The 23,920-nt window shown below is 66.9% G+C and carries 24 protein-coding genes, 1 tRNA gene and 1 pseudogene; 10 read left to right on the forward strand and 16 right to left on the reverse strand.

Annotated elements, in window-relative coordinates; translation table 11 throughout:
- The first annotated feature begins 214 nt into the window (after nucleotides 1–214).
- Together AXA74_RS01140 and map are read left to right on the forward strand one after the other, a co-directional pair.
- A complete protein-coding gene (locus AXA74_RS01140; protein WP_020649375.1) occupies nucleotides 215–427 on the forward strand; it encodes a ParD-like family protein in 213 nt (70 codons plus the stop codon).
- Entirely contained in the window at nucleotides 424–1,191 is a 768-nt protein-coding gene (map, locus tag AXA74_RS01145; RefSeq protein WP_020649374.1) for a type I methionyl aminopeptidase, read from the forward strand. The genes AXA74_RS01140 and map overlap by 4 nt, the downstream gene beginning before the upstream one ends.
- 46 nt (nucleotides 1,192–1,237) lie before the next feature.
- Here the strand turns inward: map and AXA74_RS23725 are convergent.
- Nucleotides 1,238–1,497 (reverse strand): annotated as a pseudogene (locus tag AXA74_RS23725) (DUF2958 domain-containing protein); the annotation flags it as partial.
- A 188-nt stretch (nucleotides 1,498–1,685) separates the two neighbouring features.
- Here AXA74_RS23725 and AXA74_RS01150 point away from each other — a divergent pair.
- From AXA74_RS01150 to AXA74_RS01170, 5 genes are read left to right on the forward strand one after another with little or no spacing between them, the layout of a single operon-like run.
- The gene (locus AXA74_RS01150) at nucleotides 1,686–2,123 is read left to right on the forward strand and encodes a TIGR03757 family integrating conjugative element protein (protein ID WP_039748494.1); all 438 of its coding nucleotides are present in this window, start codon (nucleotides 1,686–1,688) and stop codon (nucleotides 2,121–2,123) included.
- Nucleotides 2,120–3,070: a TIGR03756 family integrating conjugative element protein gene (locus tag AXA74_RS01155; RefSeq protein WP_060833117.1), complete on the forward strand. Its 951-nt coding sequence runs from the start codon at nucleotides 2,120–2,122 to the stop codon at nucleotides 3,068–3,070. The genes AXA74_RS01150 and AXA74_RS01155 overlap by 4 nt, the downstream gene beginning before the upstream one ends.
- 11 nt (nucleotides 3,071–3,081) lie before the next feature.
- Nucleotides 3,082–4,479 carry an integrating conjugative element protein gene (locus AXA74_RS01160; RefSeq protein ID WP_060833118.1) on the forward strand — a complete coding sequence of 466 codons (1,398 nt, stop codon included), beginning with the start codon at nucleotides 3,082–3,084 and terminating at the stop codon, nucleotides 4,477–4,479.
- Complete coding sequence (locus AXA74_RS01165; protein WP_060833119.1) at nucleotides 4,476–4,826, forward strand: hypothetical protein; 351 nt, start codon at nucleotides 4,476–4,478, stop codon at nucleotides 4,824–4,826. The genes AXA74_RS01160 and AXA74_RS01165 overlap by 4 nt, the downstream gene beginning before the upstream one ends.
- 13 nt (nucleotides 4,827–4,839) lie before the next feature.
- A complete protein-coding gene (locus AXA74_RS01170; protein WP_060833120.1) occupies nucleotides 4,840–6,357 on the forward strand; it encodes a conjugal transfer protein TraG N-terminal domain-containing protein in 1,518 nt (505 codons plus the stop codon).
- A gap of 17 nt (nucleotides 6,358–6,374) precedes the next feature.
- Here AXA74_RS01170 and AXA74_RS01175 read toward each other — a convergent pair whose 3' ends face one another.
- From AXA74_RS01175 to AXA74_RS01185, 3 genes are read right to left on the reverse strand one after another with little or no spacing between them, the layout of a single operon-like run.
- On the reverse strand, nucleotides 6,375–6,752 hold the full coding sequence (locus AXA74_RS01175; protein ID WP_032958318.1) for a DUF3742 family protein: 378 nt from the start codon (nucleotides 6,750–6,752) through the stop codon (nucleotides 6,375–6,377).
- Nucleotides 6,753–6,808: 56 nt separating this feature from the next.
- A complete protein-coding gene (locus tag AXA74_RS01180; protein WP_060833121.1) occupies nucleotides 6,809–7,222 on the reverse strand; it encodes a putative toxin-antitoxin system toxin component, PIN family in 414 nt (137 codons plus the stop codon).
- On the reverse strand, nucleotides 7,222–7,440 hold the full coding sequence (locus tag AXA74_RS01185) for an AbrB/MazE/SpoVT family DNA-binding domain-containing protein (RefSeq protein WP_006489017.1): 219 nt from the start codon (nucleotides 7,438–7,440) through the stop codon (nucleotides 7,222–7,224). Before AXA74_RS01185 ends, AXA74_RS01180 begins: the two co-directional genes overlap by 1 nt.
- Nucleotides 7,441–7,769: 329 nt before the next feature.
- Between AXA74_RS01185 and mobH the strand changes: the two genes are divergently transcribed.
- On the forward strand, nucleotides 7,770–9,614 hold the full coding sequence (mobH, locus tag AXA74_RS01190; RefSeq protein ID WP_060833122.1) for a MobH family relaxase: 1,845 nt from the start codon (nucleotides 7,770–7,772) through the stop codon (nucleotides 9,612–9,614).
- A 23-nt stretch (nucleotides 9,615–9,637) separates the two neighbouring features.
- Here the strand turns inward: mobH and AXA74_RS01195 are convergent, their stop codons facing one another.
- The gene (locus AXA74_RS01195) at nucleotides 9,638–9,937 is read right to left on the reverse strand and encodes a helix-turn-helix domain-containing protein (protein ID WP_060833131.1); all 300 of its coding nucleotides are present in this window, start codon (nucleotides 9,935–9,937) and stop codon (nucleotides 9,638–9,640) included.
- 104 nt (nucleotides 9,938–10,041) lie between these two features.
- Here AXA74_RS01195 and AXA74_RS01200 point away from each other — a divergent pair, with 104 nt between their 5' ends.
- A complete protein-coding gene (locus tag AXA74_RS01200) occupies nucleotides 10,042–10,665 on the forward strand; it encodes a LysR family substrate-binding domain-containing protein (protein WP_060833123.1) in 624 nt (207 codons plus the stop codon).
- A 27-nt stretch (nucleotides 10,666–10,692) separates the two neighbouring features.
- Here the strand turns inward: AXA74_RS01200 and AXA74_RS01205 are convergent, their stop codons facing one another.
- The 11 genes from AXA74_RS01205 to AXA74_RS01255 all read right to left on the reverse strand — a co-directional run bounded on the left by AXA74_RS01205 (nucleotide 10,693) and on the right by AXA74_RS01255 (nucleotide 22,863).
- Nucleotides 10,693–12,618, reverse strand: a complete 1,926-nt coding sequence (locus tag AXA74_RS01205; protein WP_060833124.1) for a tyrosine-type recombinase/integrase — start codon at nucleotides 12,616–12,618, stop codon at nucleotides 10,693–10,695.
- A 239-nt stretch (nucleotides 12,619–12,857) separates the two neighbouring features.
- A tRNA-Gly gene (locus AXA74_RS01210) sits at nucleotides 12,858–12,931 on the reverse strand.
- A gap of 94 nt (nucleotides 12,932–13,025) precedes the next feature.
- Nucleotides 13,026–13,985, reverse strand: a complete 960-nt coding sequence (locus AXA74_RS01215; RefSeq protein ID WP_032979492.1) for a tripartite tricarboxylate transporter substrate binding protein — start codon at nucleotides 13,983–13,985, stop codon at nucleotides 13,026–13,028.
- Between the two features lie 23 nt (nucleotides 13,986–14,008).
- The gene (locus AXA74_RS01220) at nucleotides 14,009–15,478 is read right to left on the reverse strand and encodes an FAD-binding oxidoreductase (protein ID WP_048939750.1); all 1,470 of its coding nucleotides are present in this window, start codon (nucleotides 15,476–15,478) and stop codon (nucleotides 14,009–14,011) included.
- A complete protein-coding gene (locus tag AXA74_RS01225) occupies nucleotides 15,475–16,440 on the reverse strand; it encodes a 2-hydroxyacid dehydrogenase (protein WP_032979493.1) in 966 nt (321 codons plus the stop codon). Before AXA74_RS01225 ends, AXA74_RS01220 begins: the two co-directional genes overlap by 4 nt.
- Nucleotides 16,437–17,114, reverse strand: coding sequence for an RraA family protein (locus AXA74_RS01230; protein ID WP_032979494.1), 678 nt, complete (start codon nucleotides 17,112–17,114; stop codon nucleotides 16,437–16,439). Before AXA74_RS01230 ends, AXA74_RS01225 begins: the two co-directional genes overlap by 4 nt.
- 28 nt (nucleotides 17,115–17,142) lie before the next feature.
- Entirely contained in the window at nucleotides 17,143–18,117 is a 975-nt protein-coding gene (locus AXA74_RS01235; protein ID WP_032979495.1) for a tripartite tricarboxylate transporter substrate binding protein, read from the reverse strand.
- Nucleotides 18,114–19,241: an Ldh family oxidoreductase gene (locus tag AXA74_RS01240; protein ID WP_032979496.1), complete on the reverse strand. Its 1,128-nt coding sequence runs from the start codon at nucleotides 19,239–19,241 to the stop codon at nucleotides 18,114–18,116. Before AXA74_RS01240 ends, AXA74_RS01235 begins: the two co-directional genes overlap by 4 nt.
- Nucleotides 19,242–19,279: 38 nt before the next feature.
- Entirely contained in the window at nucleotides 19,280–20,242 is a 963-nt protein-coding gene (locus AXA74_RS01245; RefSeq protein ID WP_032979497.1) for a Bug family tripartite tricarboxylate transporter substrate binding protein, read from the reverse strand.
- Between the two features lie 116 nt (nucleotides 20,243–20,358).
- Complete coding sequence (locus tag AXA74_RS01250; RefSeq protein WP_029578084.1) at nucleotides 20,359–21,381, reverse strand: NAD-dependent epimerase/dehydratase family protein; 1,023 nt, start codon at nucleotides 21,379–21,381, stop codon at nucleotides 20,359–20,361.
- Between the two features lie 6 nt (nucleotides 21,382–21,387).
- The gene (locus tag AXA74_RS01255; RefSeq protein ID WP_029578083.1) at nucleotides 21,388–22,863 is read right to left on the reverse strand and encodes an aldehyde dehydrogenase; all 1,476 of its coding nucleotides are present in this window, start codon (nucleotides 22,861–22,863) and stop codon (nucleotides 21,388–21,390) included.
- 91 nt (nucleotides 22,864–22,954) lie between these two features.
- Here AXA74_RS01255 and AXA74_RS01260 point away from each other — a divergent pair, with 91 nt between their 5' ends.
- Nucleotides 22,955–23,905, forward strand: coding sequence for a LysR family transcriptional regulator (locus AXA74_RS01260; protein ID WP_029578082.1), 951 nt, complete (start codon nucleotides 22,955–22,957; stop codon nucleotides 23,903–23,905).
- Nucleotides 23,906–23,920: the final 15 nt, after the last annotated feature.

Genomic DNA, 23,920 nt, shown 5'->3' on the forward strand with positions numbered 1-23,920 from the left:
GCTAGCCGAGCGAAGCGAGGGAACGATGGAAGCCCGACAGGGGCGAAGCCCCGAAGGGGGTTCGATGCAAAGCACGACAGCGCGACCGGTCATCTTCCTTGGCCGGGGAGGCCCAGACATCAATGCCCCCGTCTTTAGTCACGTCATCAGCTCACTTGCACCATTGGCTAGCCAGACTATATGATTCATATATGTTTCATATAGATCAAAGCACATGGGTATCGTGAACATCGACGACGATCTGCATGACCAACTGCGCAAGGCCAGCGCGGTATCGTGCCGGTCAATCAATGCGCAGGCGGCCTTCTGGATCAGGATCGGCATGCTGTGCGAAATGAACCCGACACTGAGCTTCAACGACATCGTCACCCGTGAGCTGCGGGCCGCAGGCGTTGTGGCGCAACCCATCAAGATGGGGTCGGCATGACCAAGCGCCCAGAAGAAATCGCGCTGATGGCCGAGTCAGGCCAGCTTTTGGCGCAGGTGTTCAGCCATCTTGATCGGCTGAACCTGATCGGCATGTCCACGATGCAGGTCAACGATCTAGTCGATGACTTCATCGTCTATGAACTCAAAGCGCGCCCGGCCAGCAAAGGGCAATACGGGTACGCCTACGCGCTCAACGCCTCCCGCAACCATGTGGTCTGCCACGGCGTTCCTTCCGCCAAGGACATTCTGCAGGACGGGGACATCGTCAATTTCGACATCACGCTGGAGAAGAACGGCTACATCGCCGATTCCAGCAAGACCTATCTGGTCGGCGAGGTGTCACACCAGGCGAAGCGGCTCGTGCAAGTGGCTTATGAAGCGATGTGGAAAGGCATCCAGGCCGTCCGCCCAGGCGCCACGCTCGGCGACGTGGGCCACGCCATCGAGCGGCATGCCCGCAGGAATGGCTATTCGATCGTCAGGGAATACTGTGGCCACGGCATCGGCCGTGAAATGCACGAGGAGCCGCAAGTGCTGCACTGGGGTAAACCGCGAACGGGTCTGGCGCTTCGGGAAGGGATGGTGTTTACCATCGAGCCGATGGTAAACAAGGGGCGGTCCGCCGTCCGAACAGAGGTCGATGGGTGGACGGTCGTCACGCGTGACGGGCAATTGTCGGCTCAGTTCGAGCATACCGTGGCCGTCACTGCGAGCGGTGTGCGCGTCTTGACGCTGCGCCCGGGCGAAAAGGCGTTGCACTGATTCAACGTAGTGGACAGGAACGCCTTGCGACGATCCAATGGCCGCGTCAAACAACGATCCGCCCGGCCAGCCGCTCATCGCGCGCACAGGCGCTCAATCGCTCCTCGGCACGGAACCACGGGTCGCGTTCGATCGGCAGGCCCAGCCGGCCGAGCACCGTCGCCAGTTCGCCCAGACTGACCCAGCCGATTTCCGGCGTCCCAGGCCCAGATCGCAAAGACCAAATGCGTGGTCATTGTCATCGCCGAGATCAATCTCGGTCAGCAGTCAAGCCACGTCGGCGTCCGGTGTGAACAGCTTGGCCACGAGACCGGATTGGCCCATACCCATCCACTGCACACAGTCAGCTTTTGGCAAGCGCGCAGGTCCGATCAGCGAGTCGGGGCGGACAGGGATGGTGAAAACGGGGCAAGGTGGTCTCCGCTTTGTTTGTCGCGTCGAGGCCTGGTTTCGGTTCGACTGTCACCGGATTGGCTTCCCTCCGGTGTTGTCTCATGGACCCTCGCGCTGCTCCTCAAGCCGCCCGTGCTCGCTCAGCATGGCTCGCTGCGGGCATTGCTATCCTGGCGTTGGCCACCCGAGCGGCTGCTGCGGAAGTATGGGTCGTTACCGACTCCCACCACTCGGTCCTTGGCCAGGCTGACCGACACGTCATCCTGGACGCTGCCGCGGTGCTTGAAGCTGACCTGGCCGCCAACCTACCCTCCGATTCAGAGCGCGCCAGCGCCATCGTCCAGCAGCGCCTGAAGCAGGGCGGTACGGACCTGCAGCGCAGGATCGGCACCGCCTACCAGGGCATTGCCGACGCCTGGAGCCTTGGCGTCACCAAGGTTCCGGCCATCTTGGTGGATCGCCGATACGTGGTCTATGGCGAGACGGACGTGGCCCGTGCGGTTGCCCGCATCGACCAATACCGGAGGACGCAGCCATGACGAGGCGTCCGTTCGCGCCATCCCGGCGCCAGCGGTTGGCCGTCGCAGCGCTGCTGCTGGGGTGTTCCGCATCGTCCTTCGCACTGAACACCGCCACCATCGTGGCCTCCACCCTGTCGCCGGATTGCATGGAATACCGCGTCACCGGCATCTGCTACTGGCTCTATTGCACCTGGACGGGTTGCACCGTGCGCACCTCGGTCAAGGTGCGCCACTACATTCCGGATGCCGTGGTATCGAGCTACTCGAACACCGGCGAGAACCCTTGGGTCGAGGTGCGGGCGATGAGCCTGCCGAACCCGACCGCGAAGGCCGGTGGCGACGGCACCACCAACGAGGATCACGAGAACAACCTGGCGAAGTTCAAGAACGCCGACGTCATCGGCCATCCCGGCGGCCATGTGTTCAGCCAGTTCGCCAGCGCCTCCGGCTACACCTGCGAGGGTGCCGGCACCGCCTTCATGCCCTATCTGCTGAGCACGCTCGACACGCTGGCATGGCGCTACAACATCCCCGAGGCGCTGTATCCGGAAGCACTGATTCCCGGTCGGCGCGAGATCGGCACGCGCACGGGCCTGAATCTCTGGGGCAACGTCTATCCGCGTGGCGGCTTCCTGCACCAGGTGGATGACCACAAGGCCGCGGCCGTGGTCGCCCAGCGCGCGGGTGACATCGTGACACGCCGCAACCAGATCCACGTGTACCAGCCGCTGCTCGCCAGTTCGCGCGATGGCTACTGGCCGGCCGGCGCCCTGATGGAAACCGATGCCGCCACGGGCAAGTGGCAGGAGCTGACCCCCACGCTGTCCAGCAGTTGCGCGGTATTCCCCCATAGCAATGCCAAGGTGCAGGCGCGGCAGGGCGGCTACGCCTGGGCATTGTGGCGCCCCTATAGCTGCTGCCAGCGCCGCGGCCAGGTGTTCCTCGGCAGCGTCGATTTCCAGTGAGGCCCGATGCCATGACGTCTCCGCTCCCGAATACCCGACGCCTCACGTCTCTCGCATTGGCCGTCATCGCAGCACTGTGCTGCTCCAGCGCCGGGGCGCAGACCAGCATCAATGAGTACGGCGTCCAGCATCAGGGCAGCGTGATCGGCGATGACGTGCTCTACAGCATTGGGGGCGGCCGCGCGGTATCCATGAGCGGTGCGGCCAACATGCACTCCATCGGCGTTGGCGTCGGCTGGAACAGCAACCTGATCTGTGGCGACATGAGCATCACAACCACGCTGCAGAACCAGTTGAACGGCATCACCAACGGCTTCCAGGCCATCATGTCCTCGGTGATCCAGAACGCCACCGCTGCCGTGGCGTCGCTGCCCGCCTTGATCATCCAGCGCGCCGATCCAGGGCTGTACAACCTGTTGACCAATGGGGTGCTGCAAGCCAGGCTGGACTTCGATCGCAGCAAGCTGACCTGCCGTGCCATCGCCAACCGCATGGCCGACATGGCGGGTGGGCAACTCGGCTGGGACCAACTCGCCGAAGGCATGGCGCTGAAGCAGGCGGTCGCGAGCACCGATGCGGTCTCGGCGATCGACGACGCCGAGGCGAACCGTGGCAACAACGGCGTTCCGTGGGTCGGCGGAGACAACGCCGGCGGCGCGGGCCAACGTCCGGTGCGTGTGGTCGGCGACGTGACCCGTGCCGGCTACAACCTGCTCAACGGCCGTGGCGTCGGCGATGCCAGTTCGATTCCGCAAGCCAGTTGCGGCGGCAACCTGGCATGCCAGACCTGGAGTTCGCCCGATGCCGCGGCGGCCTGGGCCATTCGCGTGCTGGGGGAGCAGGAGCAGCGTACCTGCGATGCCTGCACCAAGACCGTCACCACGCCGGGCGTTGGCCTGACCCCGCTGATCCAAGAGGAATACGAGGACAAGCTGCAGGCCCTGCAGGAACTGGTCGCCGGCAGCCGTCCGACCACGGCCCAGAACCTGCAGGCTGCGAGCAGCGCGTCGCTGCCCATCACCCGTGGCGTGATCGAGGCACTGCGCGACGAAACGGATCAGGACATCCTGGCTCGGCGCCTGGCCTCGGAGGTTGCGCTGTCCAGCGTGCTGGAGAAGGCGCTGCTGCTGCAACGCACGCTGCTGACCGGGCGCAAGGAGCCCAACGTGGCCGCCAACGAACTGGCCCAGAAGGCCGTCACCCACGAAAGCGACATCCTCGATCGCGAGATTCACAACCTGAAGACCGAACTGGAACTGCGCCGCGAACTGGCCAGCAACTCGCCGATGGCGATCATCCAGCGGCATAGCACCCGCGCCGCGGGTTCGCGCGGCATCTACGAAGGCGATCCGGTGCGCAACCGCATCGATGAACTGCAGCGGCCGCCGTCCGGCGGAAGCCATCCATGAATACCGTGGGGCGGTGCCTGCGCTGGCTGTCCAGCCGGCGTGCCATCCTGGTGCTGGTGTGGGTGGTGTCGCTGCTGATCGCCGCGACCGCCGTCAATGTGGTCGGCATCCGCATCGCAGGCGGCATCGACGGCTGGCAAGCATGGATGGCAGCGCAATCCGGAGCCTTCCTGGCCTGGCGGTTGTTGCTCTACGCCGCCACCGCCTGGGGTTGGCTCTGGATGCGACGTCGCCTGCGCGCGCGGGAACCGGAGCGCGCTGCCGGGCAGCGGCTGCTGCGCGCGGAGATTGCGGCCATCGTCGCCGTGATTGCCCTCGAAGCCAGCCTGCTGATGCAGGCGCGGTAGCGCGGGGGCCGCCATGACGCTGTTTACGACCGACTACCTGGAGTACTACCTGACGCTCGTGTCCTGGGTGGTCCACAATGGCATCTGGTCGGTGCTGGTCGCCAGCGGCATGTTCGCAATCCCGTTCCTGGCGATCGTCATCCAGGAATGGCTGAAGGCCCGCGCGGAAGGCGCCGACGAGGGCAACAAGGGCGTGCTGTCCTCGGCCCGCATCGAGAACCGCGTCTTCGTCGCCATCGTGGTGATCATGTTCGCGGGCATTCCCTTCATTGATGTCGATTTCAACACCATCAAGTACGACCGCTCGCGTTCGACCCAGTGCCAGGTGAATTTCCCGGAGCCGACCGATACCGGCTGGTCGCAATCGTTCAGCACGATCAACAACCAATCGGCCAAGGTGCCCGTGTGGTGGTTCGCCATGCACGCGATCTCGCGCGCGATCACCGGCGCCTCGGTCGCGGCCATTCCCTGCGGCACCGACCTGCGGCAGATCCGCATGGACATCGACGCGACCCGCATCGACGACCCGGTGCTGGCCCAGGAGGTCAGCGACTTCACCCGCGACTGCTACGGCCCCGCCCGCGCCAAGCTGTTCATGACCCGGCCCAGCCTGAGCGAGGTGCAGATGCACGACGTCACCTGGATCGGTTCCAGCTACTTCGTCGGCACCGCCGGCTTCTACGACAGCTACCGCTCCAGGACACCGCGCGATGCCTGGCCGTTCGACGCCACGCGCGACGCCGGCCTGGCCCAGGTGCCCGGCGGGGGCGGCTACCCGACCTGCCGGCAGTGGTGGTCCGACGGCGGCCACGGCCTGCGGGCACGACTGCTGGCCCAGGTCGATCCCAGCCTGCTGACGCGACTGGCCGGCTGGGCGGGCTTCCTGAGCCAGGCCGAGATCAACGACTCGGTGATCCGCGCCGTCGCCAGCCCTCGCCAGCAGAAGCTCAACCAGGGGGCGGTCTACACGGACTACGGTGGCCAGATCGACATGACGCTGCCCAACATCGTCACCCGCGCCGCCAGCGACGTGGGGCTGACCGTCGGATCACTGGGCTATTTCCCGGCGATGGACGTGGTGCGGCAGGCGCTGCCGATGGTGCTGTCCCTGCTCAAGATGGCGCTGGTCATCTGCATCCCGCTGGTGCTGCTGATCGGCACCTATGACCTCAAGACCGTGGTCACGGTGAGCGTGGTGCAGTTCGCGCTGTTCTTCACCGACTTCTGGTTCCAACTCGCCCGCTGGATCGACTCGACGATCCTCGATGCGCTCTACGGCTGGGGGTGGGGCTGGAACCGGCCGCACACGAACTTCGATCCGCTGGTAGGCCTCAACAACACCTTCGGGGACATGCTGCTGAACTTCGTGATGGCGACTATGTTCCTGGTGCTCCCGGCATTCTGGATTGGAGCATTGACTTGGGCAGGGATTCGGGCCGGAACTGTCGCAAACGCGTTCTCGGCAGGCACCAAAGACGCGGGCAACGCAGGCGGCAAGGGGCCAGGCGTCATGTCGAGGAAGCTGAAATGACTCAGCGATGAACGGCTTCAATCGTCTTCGCTGTACATCTCGTGAGAGGTGTCGTTGTAGAGGTTTGGATCGTAGCCAGGCGTTTGACGTAGTTCATCCAGACTCGCAGGAAATTGCAGATCGAAATCGTCGTCGCCCTCCGGCGTCTGCTCCGCCATCCTGGCAGCCACAACGACGGCGACCAGCAACAGCGCCGCCCAGACCGCGACGTACAGCAACACTCCGAGGATCGCCAGCTTGATCACCCAGATCAGCACCCTTGCACCGCCCGCCGGCAGTCCCTGCGCCATCAGCCACCGATGTGTCCGACGCTCCGCGCGCAGGCAACCGCCCCATACACCGCCCAGCCAGCGGCCGAGTCGCGCTGCGGTGGTCATGCGTGCGGTGTGCTTCATGGTTGGCTACCTCATGGTCGTTCCACGGTCGTTGGGCAAGGTGATGCCGGTTTCCTTCATGCCCGCCGCGCCGCGAATGCTTCGGCGGTCATGATCAAGCCGGGAAAGTCCTCTCGCATGGCGAGAATGTCTGCATCGCCCGTGATCAGCGCATCCGCCTTGCCGACATGCGCGAGCACCAGGAACACCTGATCCTTCTCGTCGCGGCAGACTGGCAGGTCTGGCCATGGCGCCGGCAGTTCCACCACATCGGCGTAGGGCAGAAAGTCCGCCAGCAACTCCTGCTGTTCCAAGTTCGACAGCTTGAACTTGGGATAGGCCAGGACGCGCAGCAGTTCGCTGGCCGTCTCCCGGCAGACCAGCGGCTGCAACTGCTGTTGCTGCCAGGCTTGCCGCATCCAGGCCAAGCGTCCTGCATTGAAGATCAGCGCCGACAGCACGATGTTGGTGTCGAGCACGACCCTGCGCATCAGCGCCGTGCCCAGGCCACGGCATCCTCGACGTCCTGCTCGGTGATCCCGAGTTGCTCCAGCTTCTCGCGCACGGCCTGGGCTTTCTGGACCCGCACGGGGGTCAGGACGATCCGACCGCCCTCGACGGTCACGTCGAAGTACTCCGCCGCATCCACGCCGGACACGGCCGCCTTGGGCAGTGTGATCTGATTTTTCGAAGTGAGCTTGGCAAGCATGGAAGGCCTCCGTAAGTTTCAAAGGAAATCTTACTTCCTTACTTCATTCTCGACAAGCAGCCTTCGGGCGCAGGGGTTTCAGGGCCTGCTGCGCTTTCAGCGCCGGTTGAAACGGCCTGATCCGGTGAAAACACAGTGCCTGTTCCGCCCGATCCTGGAGCGCACCGGCTCCACATTGATTGCGGCACACGAAGCCGACTGCCCCTATATCAAAGGGCTTGTCGAAGGCCAAAGGGCTGGGATGGAGCAAGGGAATGGCCTCAAGGGGAAAGGCCCTACCCGAAAAGGCCAAAAGGCTCCTCCGGCCAGCCCATCACCAGGATGTCGCCATGCTTTCGCTGTTCCAGCGCAAACGGGTGCCGCTGGCCACCGCCACCGCGCCACCTCCTGTCGAGCCTGCCAAAGGGCTGACGCCACCGCAGTCGGCCACATCGCTGCTGGCGGAGCCGCGCCGGCAGCGACTGCTGGAACACATCTGGCAGCGCACCTCGCTGTCGCGTCGGCAGTTCCGCTCGCTGTACCTGGCGCCGCTGGAGCGCTACGCCGAGTTGGTCCAGCAGTTCCCGGCCTCGGAGGCGCATCACCATGCCTGGCCGGGCGGCATGCTGGACCACGGCCTGGAGATCGTGGCCTACGCGCTCAAACTGAGGCAGTCCCACTTGCTCCCGGCCGGCGCCTCGCCCGAGGCCCAGGCCGCGCAAGCCGAGGCCTGGACCGCCGGGACCGCCTACGCCGCGTTGCTGCACGACATTGGCAAGATCGCGGTCGACCTGCACGTCGAGCAGGCCGATGGCCTGGTCTGGCACCCCTGGCACGGGCCGCTGCGGCAGCCGTACCGCTTTCGTTACCGGACGGATCGCGAGTACCGGCTGCATGGCGCCGCCACGGGACTGCTCTACACCCGTGTGCTCGATGCCGGCATCCTCGACTGGCTGAGCGACTACCAGGACCTGTGGTCGGCGCTGCTGTACGTGCTGGCGGGCCAGTACGAGCATGCCGGCACGCTGGGAGAGCTGGTCGTCAAGGCTGACCAGGCATCGGTGGCCCTGGCGCTCGGCGGTGATCCGGCCAGGGCGATGGCGGCGCCGAAGCATGCGTTGCAGCGCAAGCTGCTGGATGGTCTGCGCTACCTGCTGCGCGAGGAATTCAAGCTGAACCAGCCTGGCGGCCCGTCGGATGGGTGGCTGACCCCGGAGGCACTCTGGCTCGTCAGCAAGACAGTCAGCGACAAGCTGCGCGCACACCTCCTGTCGCAGGGCATCGAAGGCATTCCATCGAACAACACCGCCGTCTTCACGGTGCTCCAGGACCATGGCATCGTGCAGCCCGCCCCGGATGGGAAGGCGATCTGGCGGGCGACAGTCACGAGCGGCACCGGCTGGTCCCACAGCTTTACCTTCCTGCGCCTGTCGCCGGCCTTGATTTGGGAGTCGGGCGAGCGTCCCGCACCGTTCTCCGGCACGGTCACCACGGAAGAGCCCCTCCCTGGCGATGAGACAGCGCCGGCCTCCGCCGGCATCCCGGCCACCTCACCGTCTCCTGGGGTGGCGGATTCCCCGGCCGGGATCGCGGACCCGGTCTCCGATCTGCTGTCGATGCTTGATGCGTCCGACGCAGCCACCACCAGTGCATCGTCCGCCAGCGCGGAACCGCCATCACCATCCGCCGCCGCAACTGCGGCAGTGACTCATTTGTCGCCGACCAGTCCTGCCACCATGCCGGCTCCCACGAAGGCCACGCCGTCCGGGGAAGACTTCATTGCCTGGCTCAAGCAAGGCATCGAATCGCGCAAGCTCATCATCAACGATGCGAAGGCACTGGTGCATACCGTCGATGGCACGGCGTACCTGGTCAGCCCCGGCGTTTTCCAGCGCTACGTGCAGGAACATCCGGAGATCCAGGTGCTGGCCCGGCAGGACAATCTGCACGACTGGCAATGGGTGCAAAAGCGCTTCGAGAAGCTGGGACTGCACCGCAAACAGGACAGCGGCCTGAACATCTGGACCTGCGAAGTCACCGGGCCGCGCAAGTCGCGGCGGTTGCACGGCTATCTGTTGGCGACGCCTTCGACATTGTTCGCGGAAGTCCCGCCGGACAACCCCTACCTGTCCCTGGCGCGGAATTCAGCGCCCCCGGGCACAACGCATGCCAGATGCCTGCGACCAGATGACTGACCGGCCAAGCCCGCGTTGCCGGGCTATTCGATGGTGTCCTGTTCCCCGGACAGTCGCGATTCGGTCGCGGCCATCAGTGCCGCGGCCGAGCACCCCAGCCCCTTCGCGATCCGCAGGATCAACACCAGCGTGGGCATGTGCTCGCCGCGCTCGATCTTGCCCATGTGCGACCGGGCGATGCCCGCCTGTTCCGCGAGCACCTCCTGCGCCAGCCCCTGCGCAGACCGGGCCTCGCGCACGGCAACGCCGAAAGCGCGCGCTGGCTCGCTTTCATAGGTTCTTGTCCCTGCGGGTCTGCCGCGTTGCACCGATCGCTTCTGCATCAGCAGAAGCGTCACGCGCCAAGCGGATTTAAACCACGTTAAACTTATCTCATTGACTGGTCGTGCCCGGTTTTTTCCAGTGTCGGCGTTGTGCAGGTGACACGATGATCGCTTCCGATCCTTTGAACATTGCCCTGTCGGACTGCCTGGCCTATCCCCGGTTGTCGGTGCCGATGGCGGAACATCGCCGGCGCCATCCGAACCACCCCATTCGCCTTCATGAAGAACGCCTGGAGGATCTGCATCGAGGACTGCTCGCGGGGGCTTTCGAGGCAGGCCTCTGCCAGTCGCCCGCAGCACCGGAAGGCATCGATGTCCGCCCCGTCTGGCAAGACGCGCTGGCATTGGCCGTGTCGGCCCACCACCCCTTGCTGGCGTTCGCGTCAGTGTCCCTGGAGCAGGCCGCCGACAACCCGTGGATCGCCCTGGATGCCCGCGACTTTGTGGGCTACTGCGGGCAGATCGACACGCTGCTGATGGCGGCCGGCGTCTTCCCCTCGGACGTCACGACGGCCACCTCGTTCGGGTTGATGATGACCTTGGTGGCCGCCGGCTACGGTGTCTGCCTCGCACCCGTCGCCCGCATCGAGGGCCATCGTCCCCTGGGCGTTTTCCAGCGTCCGTTGCAAGAGGGAGCGCTGACGCTCACCACGTACTTCCTGAGCCGTCGAAATACGGACAGCACCCGCCTGGAGCCGTTCTTCCAAGCGCTCCAGGCAAACGCCTGACCGAACTTCGACGCGACCCTGGCTTCATCAGACTCTAGGCGTCGCTTCGGCGGCATCGGCAGCGACGGCTTCGCGCACCAGCCGCTGCACGCCTTGCCGGACCTGCTCAGGGAACTCGGTCGTCACGACTGGCTCGCTCGCCTGCATGCACTGTGCGGCCACCAACCGCGCGGCAAGGTGCAGGTTCGTTGGATTGACGGCTTCGATGGCCGGCCGTGTCCCGAGAGCCTCGTACGAGCGCAGAAGAGCGTGGTAGATGTCCCAGGTGTCGATACCCCGTGGCAGTTGCTTCAGGACGGACTGGACCAGCCTGCGCTTGAGCGGATCGAGTTGCCAGTCCGGCACCCGCTGCCCGCGATGCCCCATGTGGATCGACAGCAGGTTGCCGGCCTGGATCTCGTAGGTGATCCAGCGGCGCGACTTGCCCGCGAGCCTGGCGTAGTCCGCCACCGAGAGGTTGTGTGGTGCCTCGAAGGTCTCCAGCACTTGCAGGCGTTCGCGCTGCGCCTCCGACAGGCGCGGCCGTGCGTACTCGGGCATGCGCACGGCCGACAGCCGCTGCACCGATGCCGGCGCTTCAAGTTGGTCGGGCGTTGGCGCGGTCACGATCAGTTGCGGCGCAGTGAGGTCGACCACCGGAGACTGCACGGCCGCCTGGCCGGCGATGGTCGGCAGGCCCTGAAGCGTGATGGTCAGATGCCGGCTGGCAACCTCGACCTGGTTCTGCTCGAACAGGTCCAGGCGATCGGCCCAGTCCTGCATCATGACACGGCGCTGCTCGACGTATTCGGCATGGTTGTAGGTCGCGCTGATCCTGTCTGGATCGGCATGCGAGAGCTGGGCGTCCACCCACTTCTTCGGGTAGCCGAGTTCATTCAGCGCCGTCGAGATCGTTGCCCGGATGCCATGCCCCGTGAGTTGGTCCTCGTAGCCCATGCGCTTGAGCGCGGCGTTGAGCGTGTTCTCGCTGATCGGGTTCTTCAGGCACCAGTCGCCGGGGATGAGATAAACCTGGGCCGGCTTGAAGTTGTCGAGCAGGTGGCGAACGATCTCCTGCGCCTGCACCGACAGCGGCACGATGTAGGGTGGGATGTCGATCAGGCGCTTGCGCTTCTTCCTGGTGAGCAGCTTGCGCTGCTTGAGCCTGGCTACGGGGATGATCCACAGGCCCCGGTCGAGGTCGAACTGATCGGGCGTGGCAAAGCGAAGCTCGCCGGTGCGCACACCGGTGAGCATCAGCAGCCGGATGCCCAACTGCGTGTTCAGGCGCCCGCGGTACTTGCGCAGCGTCTGCAGCATGGCCGGCAACTCGTGCATGCGCAGGAACGGGTTGTGTTCGACCGGCGGCAAGGGCAGCGCGACCACTTCCAGGTCCCTGGACGGGTTCTCGCCCATGTTGGGGATCGCCACCGTTGCGTAGGTGAACAACTGGGCGAACCAGGTCCTCAGCTTTTCGGCCACCGACAGCGAGCCGCGCTTTTCCACCTTGCCGATGATGTCCAGCAGGTGCGCGCGGGTGATCTCGTAGATGGTCAGGTGCCGCAGCGATGGGAACACATCTTTCTTGAAGACGCGCCCGATCTGCTCCAGGCTGGTCTGCCGTCCTTCCTCCAGCGAGAGCCGGCGATGGGCCAGCCATTGCTCGTAGACGGCCATGAAGGTGTGCTCGCCGGCCAGGACGATCGCATGCCGCTTGCGCTTGCGTTCGCTGTGGGGATTGACGCCCTTGGCGAGCAGCGAGCGGGCTTCATCGCGAAGCGCACGGGCGTCCTTCAGCGAGAGCGCTGGATACGTGCCAAAGGACATGCGGTCGCGCTTGCCGCCCCACGAGAAGCGGAAGTGCCACGCCTTTGCACCGGTGGCTGAAACAAAGAGGGAAAGGCCGTCTGTGTCGGCCAGGGTGTACGGTTTGCCGGTCGCCTTGGCCTGGCGAACCGTGAGGTCCGAAAGCATGATCCCAACTCCTTGAAAGCGAGTTGAGTGCCATGTTTCCCGTCGGGCCCCGGCTCCCCCAGCAACAATGCGGAACTGGGAAGCTCCGCATTGCGATGTACCACTTAATGTACCGGTTTTGACCGGCTGTCAGTGGATTTCGCTGGACGTCACTGGAACGGGTTTTCCGAAAAAACCGAACCGTGACAATGACTTGCAGCACTCCATGGACTTCCTTGGAACACCATGGAAAGTTGAAGTGGAGCGGGTGATGGGAATCGAACCCACGCTTGAGGCTTGGGAAGCCGCCGTTCTACCATTGAACTACACCCGCCTTGGGGAGGCTGGCGCTGATGCCGGCAGGGCCGGCATCAGCGCAGGCGCGAATTATAGCCTGCCTTTTGGCCGCCTGGGGCCCCCGGCCCGCGCTATTCCACCCAGGGCGTCCGGGCCCAGATCTGGCGCAGGCGGGCATCATCGCCCTTCAGACGCTCCTGCCACTGCGGGCCGTCCACATAATCCATTTCCGTGAACTGCTGCTTCATCTGGGCCTGGAAGTCAGGGTTGGCGGCGACCTTGCCCAGCGCCTGCCGCAGCTTTTCGGCCACATCGGCGGGCAGCCCCTTGGGCGCGACGATGCCGCGCTCGGAGGCAAACACCAGGTTCACGCCCAACTCCTTGAACGTAGGCACATCCGGCCCCAGCGGCGAGCGTTTTTCGCTCGCCTGCGCCAACACCCGCATGTTCTTGCCGTTATAGGGCATGACTTCGCCCAGGTTCAGGCCCCCGATGACGGTATGCCCGCCCAGCACCGAGCTGCGCAGCGGGCCGGCGCCGTTGAAAGGCACGTGGTTCAGCTTGGTGCCCGTCAGGGCCTGGAACAGCACCAGCGCCAGGTGATCGTCGGTGCCCACGCCCGTCGACCCATAGCTGACCGCGACGGGTTTTTCCCGGGCCGCGGCGATCAGCGCATCCAGCGTCTTGTAGGGGCTGTCGCTGGCCACGCTGAAGGCGCTGGGGTCGCGCACCAGGTTGGCCAGATAGGTGAAGTCCTGGCCGGTGAAGCCGGCCTTGCGTTCGATCGGCAGCGAGACGAGCCCTGGCATGTTCGTCATGGCCAGCGTGTAGCCGTCGGGCTTGGCCCGCGCCACATAGGACAGCGCGATCGCGCTGGAAGCGCCCGGCTTGTTTTGCACCACCACGGTGGTGCCCAGCTCCTTTTCCAGGAACACGGCCAGCGAGCGGGCCGTCAGGTCCGTGCCGCCGCCGGGCGCAAAGCCGACGATGAGTTCGATCGGCCGGTCGGGCCAGGCCCAGGCGGGCAATGCGGCGCAAAAGCCGGCGACAGACAGCGCGACGCGCGCCAGGGTCCTGCACGATAAAGCCATTTTGTGTCTCCAGATATGGGATTTCAGGCCGGTCGGCCATCAAGCAAGCACGCAGGCCGCGGGGCGGCCTGCCAAGGCACCGCGCCGTCCGGGTCAGCGGACAGCACCTTGCCGGGGTTCATCACGCCTTGCGGGTCCAGGGCGCGCTTGATCCGCCGCATCAGGTCCATTTCCACCGCGCTCTTGTAGCGTTGCAGGTCCGCGACACGGCGCTGGCCGATGCCCTGCTCGGCGCTGATGGAGCCGCCGGCCTCGTGCACGCGGTCATGCACCAGCCGCTGGATGGCGGCCTGCGCCGCGCCCGCGGGCGGCAACAGGTTGTAGTGAAGATTGCCGTCACCCAGATGGCCGAACACGCGCATCGCCACGCCGGGAAAGGCGGCGGCCAGGGCCTGGTCGGTGGCACGCACGAATTCGGGAATCCGCGACGCGGGCAATGAGATGTCGTGCTTGACGCAGTCCCCGGCCTGGGCGAGCGCCAGCGTGATGCTTTCGCGCAGATGCCAGAACGCGGCGCTTTGCGCGCCGGACACCGACACCGCCGCGTCCAGGGCCTCGCCCGCCTCCAATCCCCCCGCCAGCACGGCCTCCAGCCGCTGTTGCGCATGCTGTTCGTCTTCGCTGTCGGACATCTCCAACAGCACGCACCAGGCGTCATCGGGCAGATCGGCAAATGGCAGGCGCTGCCGTGGAAATGCCCGGACCACATCGCGCAGGCAATGGACCGACATGACTTCGAAGGCGGTCAGCGCCGCTCCGAAGCCCGCGCGGGCGCGCCGCAGCAATTGCAGCGCCTGTGCCAGGCCCGGGACCGCGATCAGCGCGGTGCGCTGGGCGCGCGGCAAAGGAAAGAGCTTGAGCACCGCGGCGGTGATGATGCCCAGCGTGCCTTCGCTGCCGATATACAGGTCGCGCAGGTCGTAGCCGGTGTTGTCCTTGCGCAGGCCGCGCAGGCCATCCCAGATCTCGCCCTGTGGCGTGACCACCTCCAGGCCTAGCGCCAGCTCGCGCGCGTTGCCGTAGCGCAGCACCTGGGTGCCGCCGGCATTGGTGGCCAGGTTGCCGCCGATGGTGCAGCTGCCTTGCGCGCCGAGCGACAGCGGGAACAGCCGGCCCGCGCGGCGCGCGGCCTCCTGCACCGCCTGCAGCACGCATCCGGCCTCGACGGTGATCGTGTCGTTGTCCAGGTCCACGGCGCGCACCCGGTTCATGCGCGCCAGCGACAGCACCACGGCCGACGCGCTGGCGTCGGGCGTGGCAGCGGCCACCTGGCCGGTATTGCCGCCCTGCGGCACCACGGGCACGCCGGCCGCCGCGCACAGGCGCACCACTTGGGCGACTTCGCCGCTATCGGCCGGCCTGAGCACCGCGATGGCCCGGCCGGTGACGGCGCGGCGCCAGTCGGTCAGGTAAGGCTCGGCATCCGCGCCCGTCAGCACATTGGGCTGGCCCAGGCGGGCCGCCAGTTCAGCCAGCAGCGCAGCCCGCGTCATGCCCGCATCTCGCGGTCGGCGACCGGCGTGAGCAGCTTGCCGGTGCGCAGGAAAGACGCCACGTTGTCGAACACCAGGTCCGCCATGGCGGCGCGCGTCTCGCGCGTGGCGCTGCCCACGTGCGGCATCAGCGACACCTGGTCCAGTCCGGCGAACTCCGCCGCGTCCGTGGGCTCGCGCTCCAGCACGTCCAGGCCGGCGCCGCCCAGCTCGCCGGATCGCAGCGCCGCCAGCGCCGCGGCCTGGTCCACCACGCTGCCGCGCGCGATGTTGACCAAGATGCCTTGCGGCCCCAGCGCGCGGATGACCGGCGCATTGACCAAGTGCCGCGTGGCGGCGCCGCCCACGCAAGCCACCACCAGGAAATCCGCCCACGCGGCCAGCTCCTCCAGCGAAGCCTCGTAGCCGTAGGGCGACTGCGGCCTGGGGCGGCGGTTGTGATAGCGCACCTCCATGTCGAAACCCGCCCCGCGCCGGGCAATCGCCTCTCCAATGCGCCCCAGCCCCAGGATGCCGAGCCGTTTGCCCGACACCCGGGTAGCCAAGGGGAATTGGCCCAGCGCGCGCCATTGGCCCGTCTTCACGTAACGGTCGCCCACCGCCGTGCGCCGCGCCACCGACAGCAGCAGCGCCCAGGCCAGGTCGGCCACGCAATCGTCCAGCACGTCGGGCGTGACGCTGACGCGGACGCCGCGCTCGGCGGCCGCGCGCAGATCCAGCGTGTCGTGCCCCACCCCCCAGCTGCATACGGCCCGCAGGTCGGGCAGCGCGTCCATCATCGAGCGCGTAAACCCATGCCGCACCGAGGTCACCGCGACCCGCAGCCCCGGCAATGTCTTGCCGGACGCGGCCAGGCCCAGCGGATCGCGCCAGGCCTGCAGGACGCGGTAGTTCGCCGCGAGCCGCTCATCGAATGCCGGGCCCAGCGATGCCACCTGCACCACATCGTAGGCAGCCGTCACGCGCGGTCTCCTGCGCGGGCCGGGATGTAGTTCGCCGCCGCGGCCGCCTCGGCGAAGGACAGGCCGTCGCGTATGCCGCGCTCTACCCGTTCGTCCACCTCCAGGGCTTCCTGCGCGGCGGCCAGCACCGCCTGCAGGCGCGCGCGCGGCACGACGACCAGGCCGGTGTCGTCGCCGATCACCAGATCGCCCTCCGCCACCTGCACGCCGCCTATCGTCACCGGCTCGCCCATGGCCTGCAAGCGCAAGCGCGTCTTGCCGGTCAAGGGCGTGACATGGCGGCTGGCGAGCCACAGGCCCGTCTCCCGGATTTCGTCGACATCGCGGCAGGCGCCGTCGATGACCACCGCCGTGGCCTGGCGCCTGGAGGCCGCCAAGGACGCGATGCCGCCAAAGGTGGAAATGCAGGTCCCGCCCGCGTCCACCATCAGCACGCGCCCCGGCCCGGTGGCGGCGACCAGCCTGCCCACCGCGAAATCGGCGCGGTCGAAGTCTCCCAGTCCGCCCCACACATGGCGGGCCGTGGCGGCAAAGCCGGCAATGCGGCCTTGTCCGCTGCGGCGCGCGATGCCCTGCACCACGCCGGCGATGCCCAGCGTGTCCATGGCGTCGGCCCAGGTGCTGCTTGCAATGGCGGCACAGCGCGCCAGCAGCGCTTGATCGGTATGGCTCATTTGCGTGTCCTCTTGTCCGGATGGCCGCTCAGTCGATCTGCGCGCCCGAAAGCTTGACGCCTTCCGCCCAGCGCCGCGCTTCCTCGTTGATGAAAGCCTGGAATTGCTGCGGCGAACTGTTGTTCACCTCCCCGCCCATGTCCTGCAGCTTGCGGGTCATTTCAGGCGTGGCCACGACCTTGGAGACATCCTGGTAGATTTTCTGGCGCAGATCGTCCGGCATGCTGGACGGCGCGAACAGACCGAACCAGGTGGCCGCCTCGAAGTCCTTCATGCCGGCTTCCGCCATTGTCGGCACCTTCGCGATGGCGTCGACGCGGCGCGGATGCGCCAGCGCGATCGCATTGAGCTTGCCGGACTGGATATGCGGCAGGGCCGCCGACAGGGTGACGAAGGCCATCTGCACCTGGCCGCCGATCAGGTCGGCCAGCATCGGCGCATCGCCGCGGTAGGGCACGTGGACCAGCTTGATGCCCGCCTTGGCCTTGAACAGCTCGCCGGTCAGGTGCTGGGGCGTGCCATTGCCGGTGGAGGCCATGCTCAGGCCGTCGGGCGCCGCCTTGGCGTAAGCGATCAGTTCGTCCAGGTTCTTGACCGGCAGGGACGGCGCCGTCACCAGCACCAGCGGAATCGTGGAGGTCAGCGTCAGCGGCGCGAAATCCTTCAGGGGATCGTAGTTGAGCTTTTTGTACAGGCTGGCGCTGATGGTGTGCGCCGCCGTCGTCATGTAGAGCGTGTAGCCATCGCCAGGCGAGCGCGCCACCGCCTCGGCGGCCACGGTGGTGCCGGCGCCCGGCCGGTTGTTGATGATGACCTGCTGCCCCCATGCGGCCGGCAGCTTTTCCGCGATCAGGCGCGCAATGACGTCCGTGGCGCCTCCTGGCGGGTAGGGCACGACCAGTGTCACCGGCTTGTCGGGATAGCCCGCGGCCAGCGCCGCGCCTGCGCCCAGCGCCAGCCCCATGGCGATCAACACGCCGGCAATGCCATTGCGCTTCTTCATTGTCCTGTCTCCTGTGGATGTGGTTGTCCTGACGACTGAAGTACGTACTCGGCCCCGCTGCGCGCGCAGATATCGCGGATGTGCGCGTCCAGCCGGGCCGGTATCGGGATGCCTTCGCGCAGCCGCTGTTCGCGCGTGGCGTTCTCGGGATCGCCAGCCACCAGCACGGGCTTGCCCGGGTCGGCCGCCGCCGTGGCGTGCAGCGTGTCGATGACGGCGTCCAGGTCGCTCTCGAATTCGCCTTCGTCGCGGAAGGCATCCGGATCGATGGCCATGAAGAAATGACCGATGTTGTCGGGGTCGCCCGGCTTCTGTGTGCGGTTGCGAATGGGAGAGAACGATCCGCCGGTCAGCGTTCCGCCCAGGATGTGCACCATCATCGCCAGGCCGTAGCCCTTGTGGCTGCCCAGCTCCAGCGATCCGCCCAGGGGCGTGAGCCCGCCTTCGGGCCGCCTGAAGACATAGTCCATCCCCAATTGCGGATCGAGCACCGGTTCGCCGGCCGGATCCACCACCCAGCCCGGCGGCATGGGCTTGTCATTCAGCTGATAGACCTTGACCTTGTTGGCGGCCACGGTGGTCGTCGACATGTCCAGCACGAACGGCGGATTGCGTCCCGCGGGCGCCGCGAACGCCAAGGGGTTGGTGCCCAGCACGGGCGCCGCCGCGCGCGGCGGCACCATCGTCATGCCGCGTGTGGCGGTGGTGACCAGGCCCACGAGCCCGCGCGCGCTGGCCATGCGCGCATACAGTCCGGCCGCGCCGAAATGATGTGAATTGCGCACACCCACCACGCCCACGCCGTGCGCCAGCGCCTTGTCGGCCGCCAGCGTCATGGCCATGGACGACACCGGATGGCCCAGGCCCGCACCGCCATCCAGCAGCGCCGTGCAGCCCCGGTCGCGCACGACGGCAGGCCGGGATGTCAGCGACAGCATGCCCGAGCCGCGCATTTCCTCGTACATCATCAGCATCGACACGCCGTGCGAGTCCACGCCCAGCAAATCCGTTTCGACCATGATGTCCGCGGCGGTTTCCGCCAGATCGGCCGCCATGCCCCAGGCATCCAGGATGCCCAAGATCTGCCGCTTCACCCTTGCGGCATCCACGTTGATGACACGCATCTCCCCTCCTGCCTTGGTCGGCGGCGCGCGGCGCGCCGTCATTGCTTCTTCTGGCCGGCCGCGGCCAGCAGCTCGCCCCACAGCACGGTCTGTGCCGCGACGTAGTCATCAAAGGCCCGCGGCGTGCGCGGCGCGGCCTCCTGGCCCTGCTTGGCGAAAAAAGCCGACGCCTCCGCGCTTTGCAGCGCCTGCACGAACGCCTGGTTCAGGCGGTCGATGATGGGCGCGGGCGTCGCGGCCGGCGCGAACAATCCACCCCAGGCCACGAACTCGTAGTCGGGCAAGCCGGATTGGGCCAGCGTGGGCGTATCCGGCAAGGACGCGACACGTTGGCGCGGCGTGACGGCCAGTGCGCGCAGCTTGCCCGCCTCGATGTAGGGCCGTGTCACGGAGATGTCCGTGATCATGAAGTCCAGCCGTCCGGCCAGCAGATCGGTGATGGCTTGGGGCGTGCCCGCATAGGGCACATCCATCGCCTGGATGCCCGCCATGCTCTTGAGCATCTGCGCGGCGGCCAGGCTGCCGGTGTTCCCCGTGCCGTAGTTGAGCCTGCCCGGATGGGCCTTCGCATAAGCGATGAATTGCGCCACGTCCTGCACGGGCAGATCCGGCCTGACGACCAGCACCAGCGGGTTCATGGTGAATTGCGTGATGCCCGCGAAATCGCGGCCGGGGTCATAGGACAGCTTGTGGAACAGGTGGACGTTGGCCGATTGCGTGGAGTTGGTGCCCACCAGCAGCGTGTAGCCGTCGGGCGCGGCCCGGCTGACCTCGGAGGCGGCAATGCTGCCCTGCGCCCCGGCCTTGTTCTCGACGATGACGCTTTGCCCCAGCGTCCTGGCCACACGTTCGCCCAGGAAGCGGGCCATGGCGTCGGTGGTGCTGCCCGCCGGAAAGGGCACCACCAGGCGGATGGGGCGCTCCGGGTAAGCCGCCGCGGCGGCCGGCGCCGACACGCCCAGGGCCAGGCCCGCCGCCAGCAGCAGGGATGCAATCTTCATGATGATGTCTCCTCGTGTGCGCATCGGATCCGCTTTTTGCACTGCGGACCGGCGATGCGGGTCACTGCCCCGGCGCTCTTCGGCGCCGTGTGGCGGGTCTTTCCTGTCTGCCGCCGCTACGCGGCCTCCTGCGCTTCGCGCCAGGCCAGCAGCCGGGCCACGCCTTCGGCCATGCCTACCTCGGGCTGCCAGCCGATATGCTCGCCCGCGAGATCGTGGGGGATATGGAACGCGCCGCCCGAGGTCAGGCGCACGGTGCCCGGCGGGTCCGGCTTGATCTCGGGCTGCAGGTCGCTCTTGCAGTAATCGAGGACCAGGCGCACCAGTTCGCCAGTGGTGATGGGCGCCGGCCCCGACACATTCACGGCCACGTCGGTCGCCTTGCTCTGGAAGGCCGCGACGTTGGCTCGCGCCACGTCCGACACATGCACGAAGTGCTTGGTGTCCGTGCCGTCGCCCGGCAGCACGGGGCGCTCGCCCTTGCGCACCCGGTCATAGGTTTCCATGATGTACAGCGAATTGGCCGCGCGGTAGTGCTGGCGCTCGCCGTAGACGGTGGAGTAGCGCAGCACCACATAGTCCAGGCCGGCCTTCTGGTAGTACTGCCGGCACAGTTGTTCGCCCATGATCTTGGAGGCGCCGTACAGGATGGCGGCGGGAGGGGCGCCCACCGAATGGAAGGGTCCGTTCTCGGCCAGCGCGCCGGCGATGCCGGTGCCGTAGCCGTAGACGGCGTTGGACGAGGCGAAGACGATCTTTTTCACCTTGTTGGCGCGGCAGGCTTCGAGCATGTTTTGCGCGCCGCGGATGTTCACATCCACCGCCTGCCACGGCGTCTGGGCAAAACCCAGCGTCATGTAGGCGGCCAGGTGCAGCACGCCGTCCACGCCCTCGGTGGCCGCCAGCAGGTCGGGCAGGCGCATCAGGTCGCCGCGCAGCACTTTCACCCGCGGGTTGTCCTGCAGGTGGGCGATGGCCTCGGGCGTGCCGAAGGCAAAGTTGTCCAGCAGGATCACTTCCCTGGCGCCGGCCGCGAGCAAGGCGTCGGCGGTATGGGAACCCACCAGGCTGGCGGCGCCGGCGATCAGGATGCGGGAGTCGGGCAAGGACAGCGCCGCGCCTTTCTTTTCAGTCGTCATAGTTGTTCAAAGTCCCATGGGTTTGTCGTGCATGCCCCAATACAGGCTCTTGACCTGGCTGTAGAGGCGCAGGCCATGCAGGCCCTTTTCGCGCCCGATGCCGCTGGCCTTGAAGCCGCCGAACGGGGTGGCGATGTGCGATTGCTTGTAGGTGTTGATCCAGATGGAGCCGGCCTCGATCTCGCGCGCCACGCGCCAGGCGCGGGCGTAGTCGCCGGTCCACATGCCGGCGGCCAGGCCGAAGGCCGTGTCGTTGGCCTGCTGGACCACGTCGTCTTCGTCCTCGAAAGGCAGCGCCACCAGCACCGGCCCGAAGATCTCCTCCTGGCAGACGCGCGCCCCGTTGCCCAGCCCGTCGATCACGGTAGGCAGGTAAAACCATCCCTTGGCCAGTTCCGCCTGGGTGGGCGCCGACCCGCCGACCCGCACCCGGCCGCCTTCGGCGCGGCCGATGTCGACGTAGCCGGCGACCTTGTCGCGGTGCGCGCGCGACACCAGCGGCCCCATCTGCGTGGCAGGATCATCCGGCAGGCCCACTCGGACCTGCCGCGCGCGCTCGACCAGCGCATCCATGAAGCGCGTGTAGACGGACTTCTGCACAAAGAGGCGCGAACCGGCGACGCAGCTCTGGCCCGCCGAGCCGAAAATGCCCGACACGACGCCGGCCACGGCGCGATCCAGGTCGGCGTCCTCGAACACGATGTGCGGCGATTTGCCGCCCAGCTCCAGGCCGACCGGAATCAGGCGCTGGCCGGCAATGCCGCCGATGGCGCGGCCGGTCTCGGTGCCGCCCGTGAACGACACCATGCGCACGCCGGGATGGCGGACCAGCGCCGCGCCCACGTCTTCGCCGTGCCCGGGCAGCACGGTCAGCAGTCCCTCCGGCAAGCCGGCCTCGGTGCAAATGCGGGCCAGTTCCAGCGCCAGCTGCGGCGTTTCCTCGGAGGGCTTGATCAGCACCGCGTTGCCGGCGGCCAGCGCGGGCGCGGCCTTCTGCGCCTCGTTCATGATGGGCGAGTTCCACGGGGTGATGGCGGCGATCACGCCGAAGGGTTCGGCCAGGGCCATCGAAAAGTACTCGCCCCGGGGCGAGGTCATCTCGTTCTGCCAGGTTTCGCACACCGCGGCGTAGTACCGGAAATGCCCGGCCGCGCTGTCGACCATGTTCAGGCATTCCTTCCACGGCTTGCCGCTGTCCAGCATCTGCAGTCGCGCCAGCGGCTCGCGCTCGGCGGACAGGCGCCGCCCGATCTCATACAGCGTGGCCGCGCGCTGATCCGGGCGCAGCTTGCGCCAGGGCTTGTGCTGGTAGGCGTCCCAGGCAATGGCGACGGCCGTGTCCACGTCCTGCGGCAGGGCGCGGGTGACGATGCCGGCAATGCTGCCGTCGGCCGGGTTGATGGAGGTGATGACGGCGTCGCCGGCTTGGCTCAGGCGCCAACTGGCGCCCAGCCGGAAGGGCTTGTAGCTTGATGCGTCCATAAGGTCTTTGAATCGGGGGGCTTCGATAGACGCCATCATCGGCCGGCCAATTATTAGACACAAATAGATATTTATCTAATATTCTTAGCCCATGGCTATCAATATCAAATACCGGCCGCTCAAGGCCTTCCTGCTGGCGGTGGATACCGGCTCCTTCACGCACGCGGCCAACCAGCTGGGGGTGACGCAGCCGTCCTTCACGGCGCTCATCCAGGACCTGGAAGAGGTGCTGGGCCTGCGCCTGTTCGAGCGCACCACCCGCAGCATCAGCCTGACCTCGGCCGGGCAGGATTTCTATGCGCGCGTGCAGCGCCCCATCGCCGACCTTGAAGAAGCCTATCGCAGCCTGGCGGACCTGGCCGCCGTGCGGCGCGGCAACGTGGCGCTGGGCGCCCTGCCCTCGGCCGCGCTCAGCCTGCTGCCGGCCGCGACCGGCACCCTGCGCCTGGCGCACCCGGCGCTGAAGGTGCGCGTGGTTGAAGCGCACAACGACGAGCTGGTGACCCTGCTGCGCACCAACCAGATCGAGTTCGCGGTGGCCGCGCAGGCCGAGCCGGTGCCCGACCTGGCTTTCACGCCACTGGGCGAGGACTGTTTCTGCGCCGTCTATCCGGCCGGCCATCCGCTGGATGACGGCTCCGGCACGCTGCATTGGCGCGATGTGCTGCGCTATGACCTGATCCTGTTGTCGCAGGGCTCCAATGCGCGCCAGCAATTTGACCGCGCCGTGCGCGACGAGGTCAACGCGCCCGCCACCGCGCTGCGCTATGACGTGACCCATATGGGCACCGCCGCCGGCATGGTGCGCCAGGGGCTGGGCGTGAGCGTGCTGCCGCGCCTGGCGCTGCCCGAGCTGAACCTGTCCGGCTTGCGCTGCACGCCGCTGGGCGATGCATCCGCGCGCCGCTACATCGGGCTGCTGCACCGCCGCGACCGCTCGCTGTCGCCGGCCGCGCAGGCGCTGGTCGCGCAACTGGCAAACGCCATGGCCGACATCCAGCCGCGGCTGCTCCCCCTGCCCCCGCTTGCGCCCGCCGGCTGACACCGCGCCGCAGGC

Source organism: Bordetella hinzii LMG 13501 (assembly GCF_001548475.1).
Lineage (GTDB): Bacteria > Pseudomonadota > Gammaproteobacteria > Burkholderiales > Burkholderiaceae_B > Bordetella > Bordetella hinzii.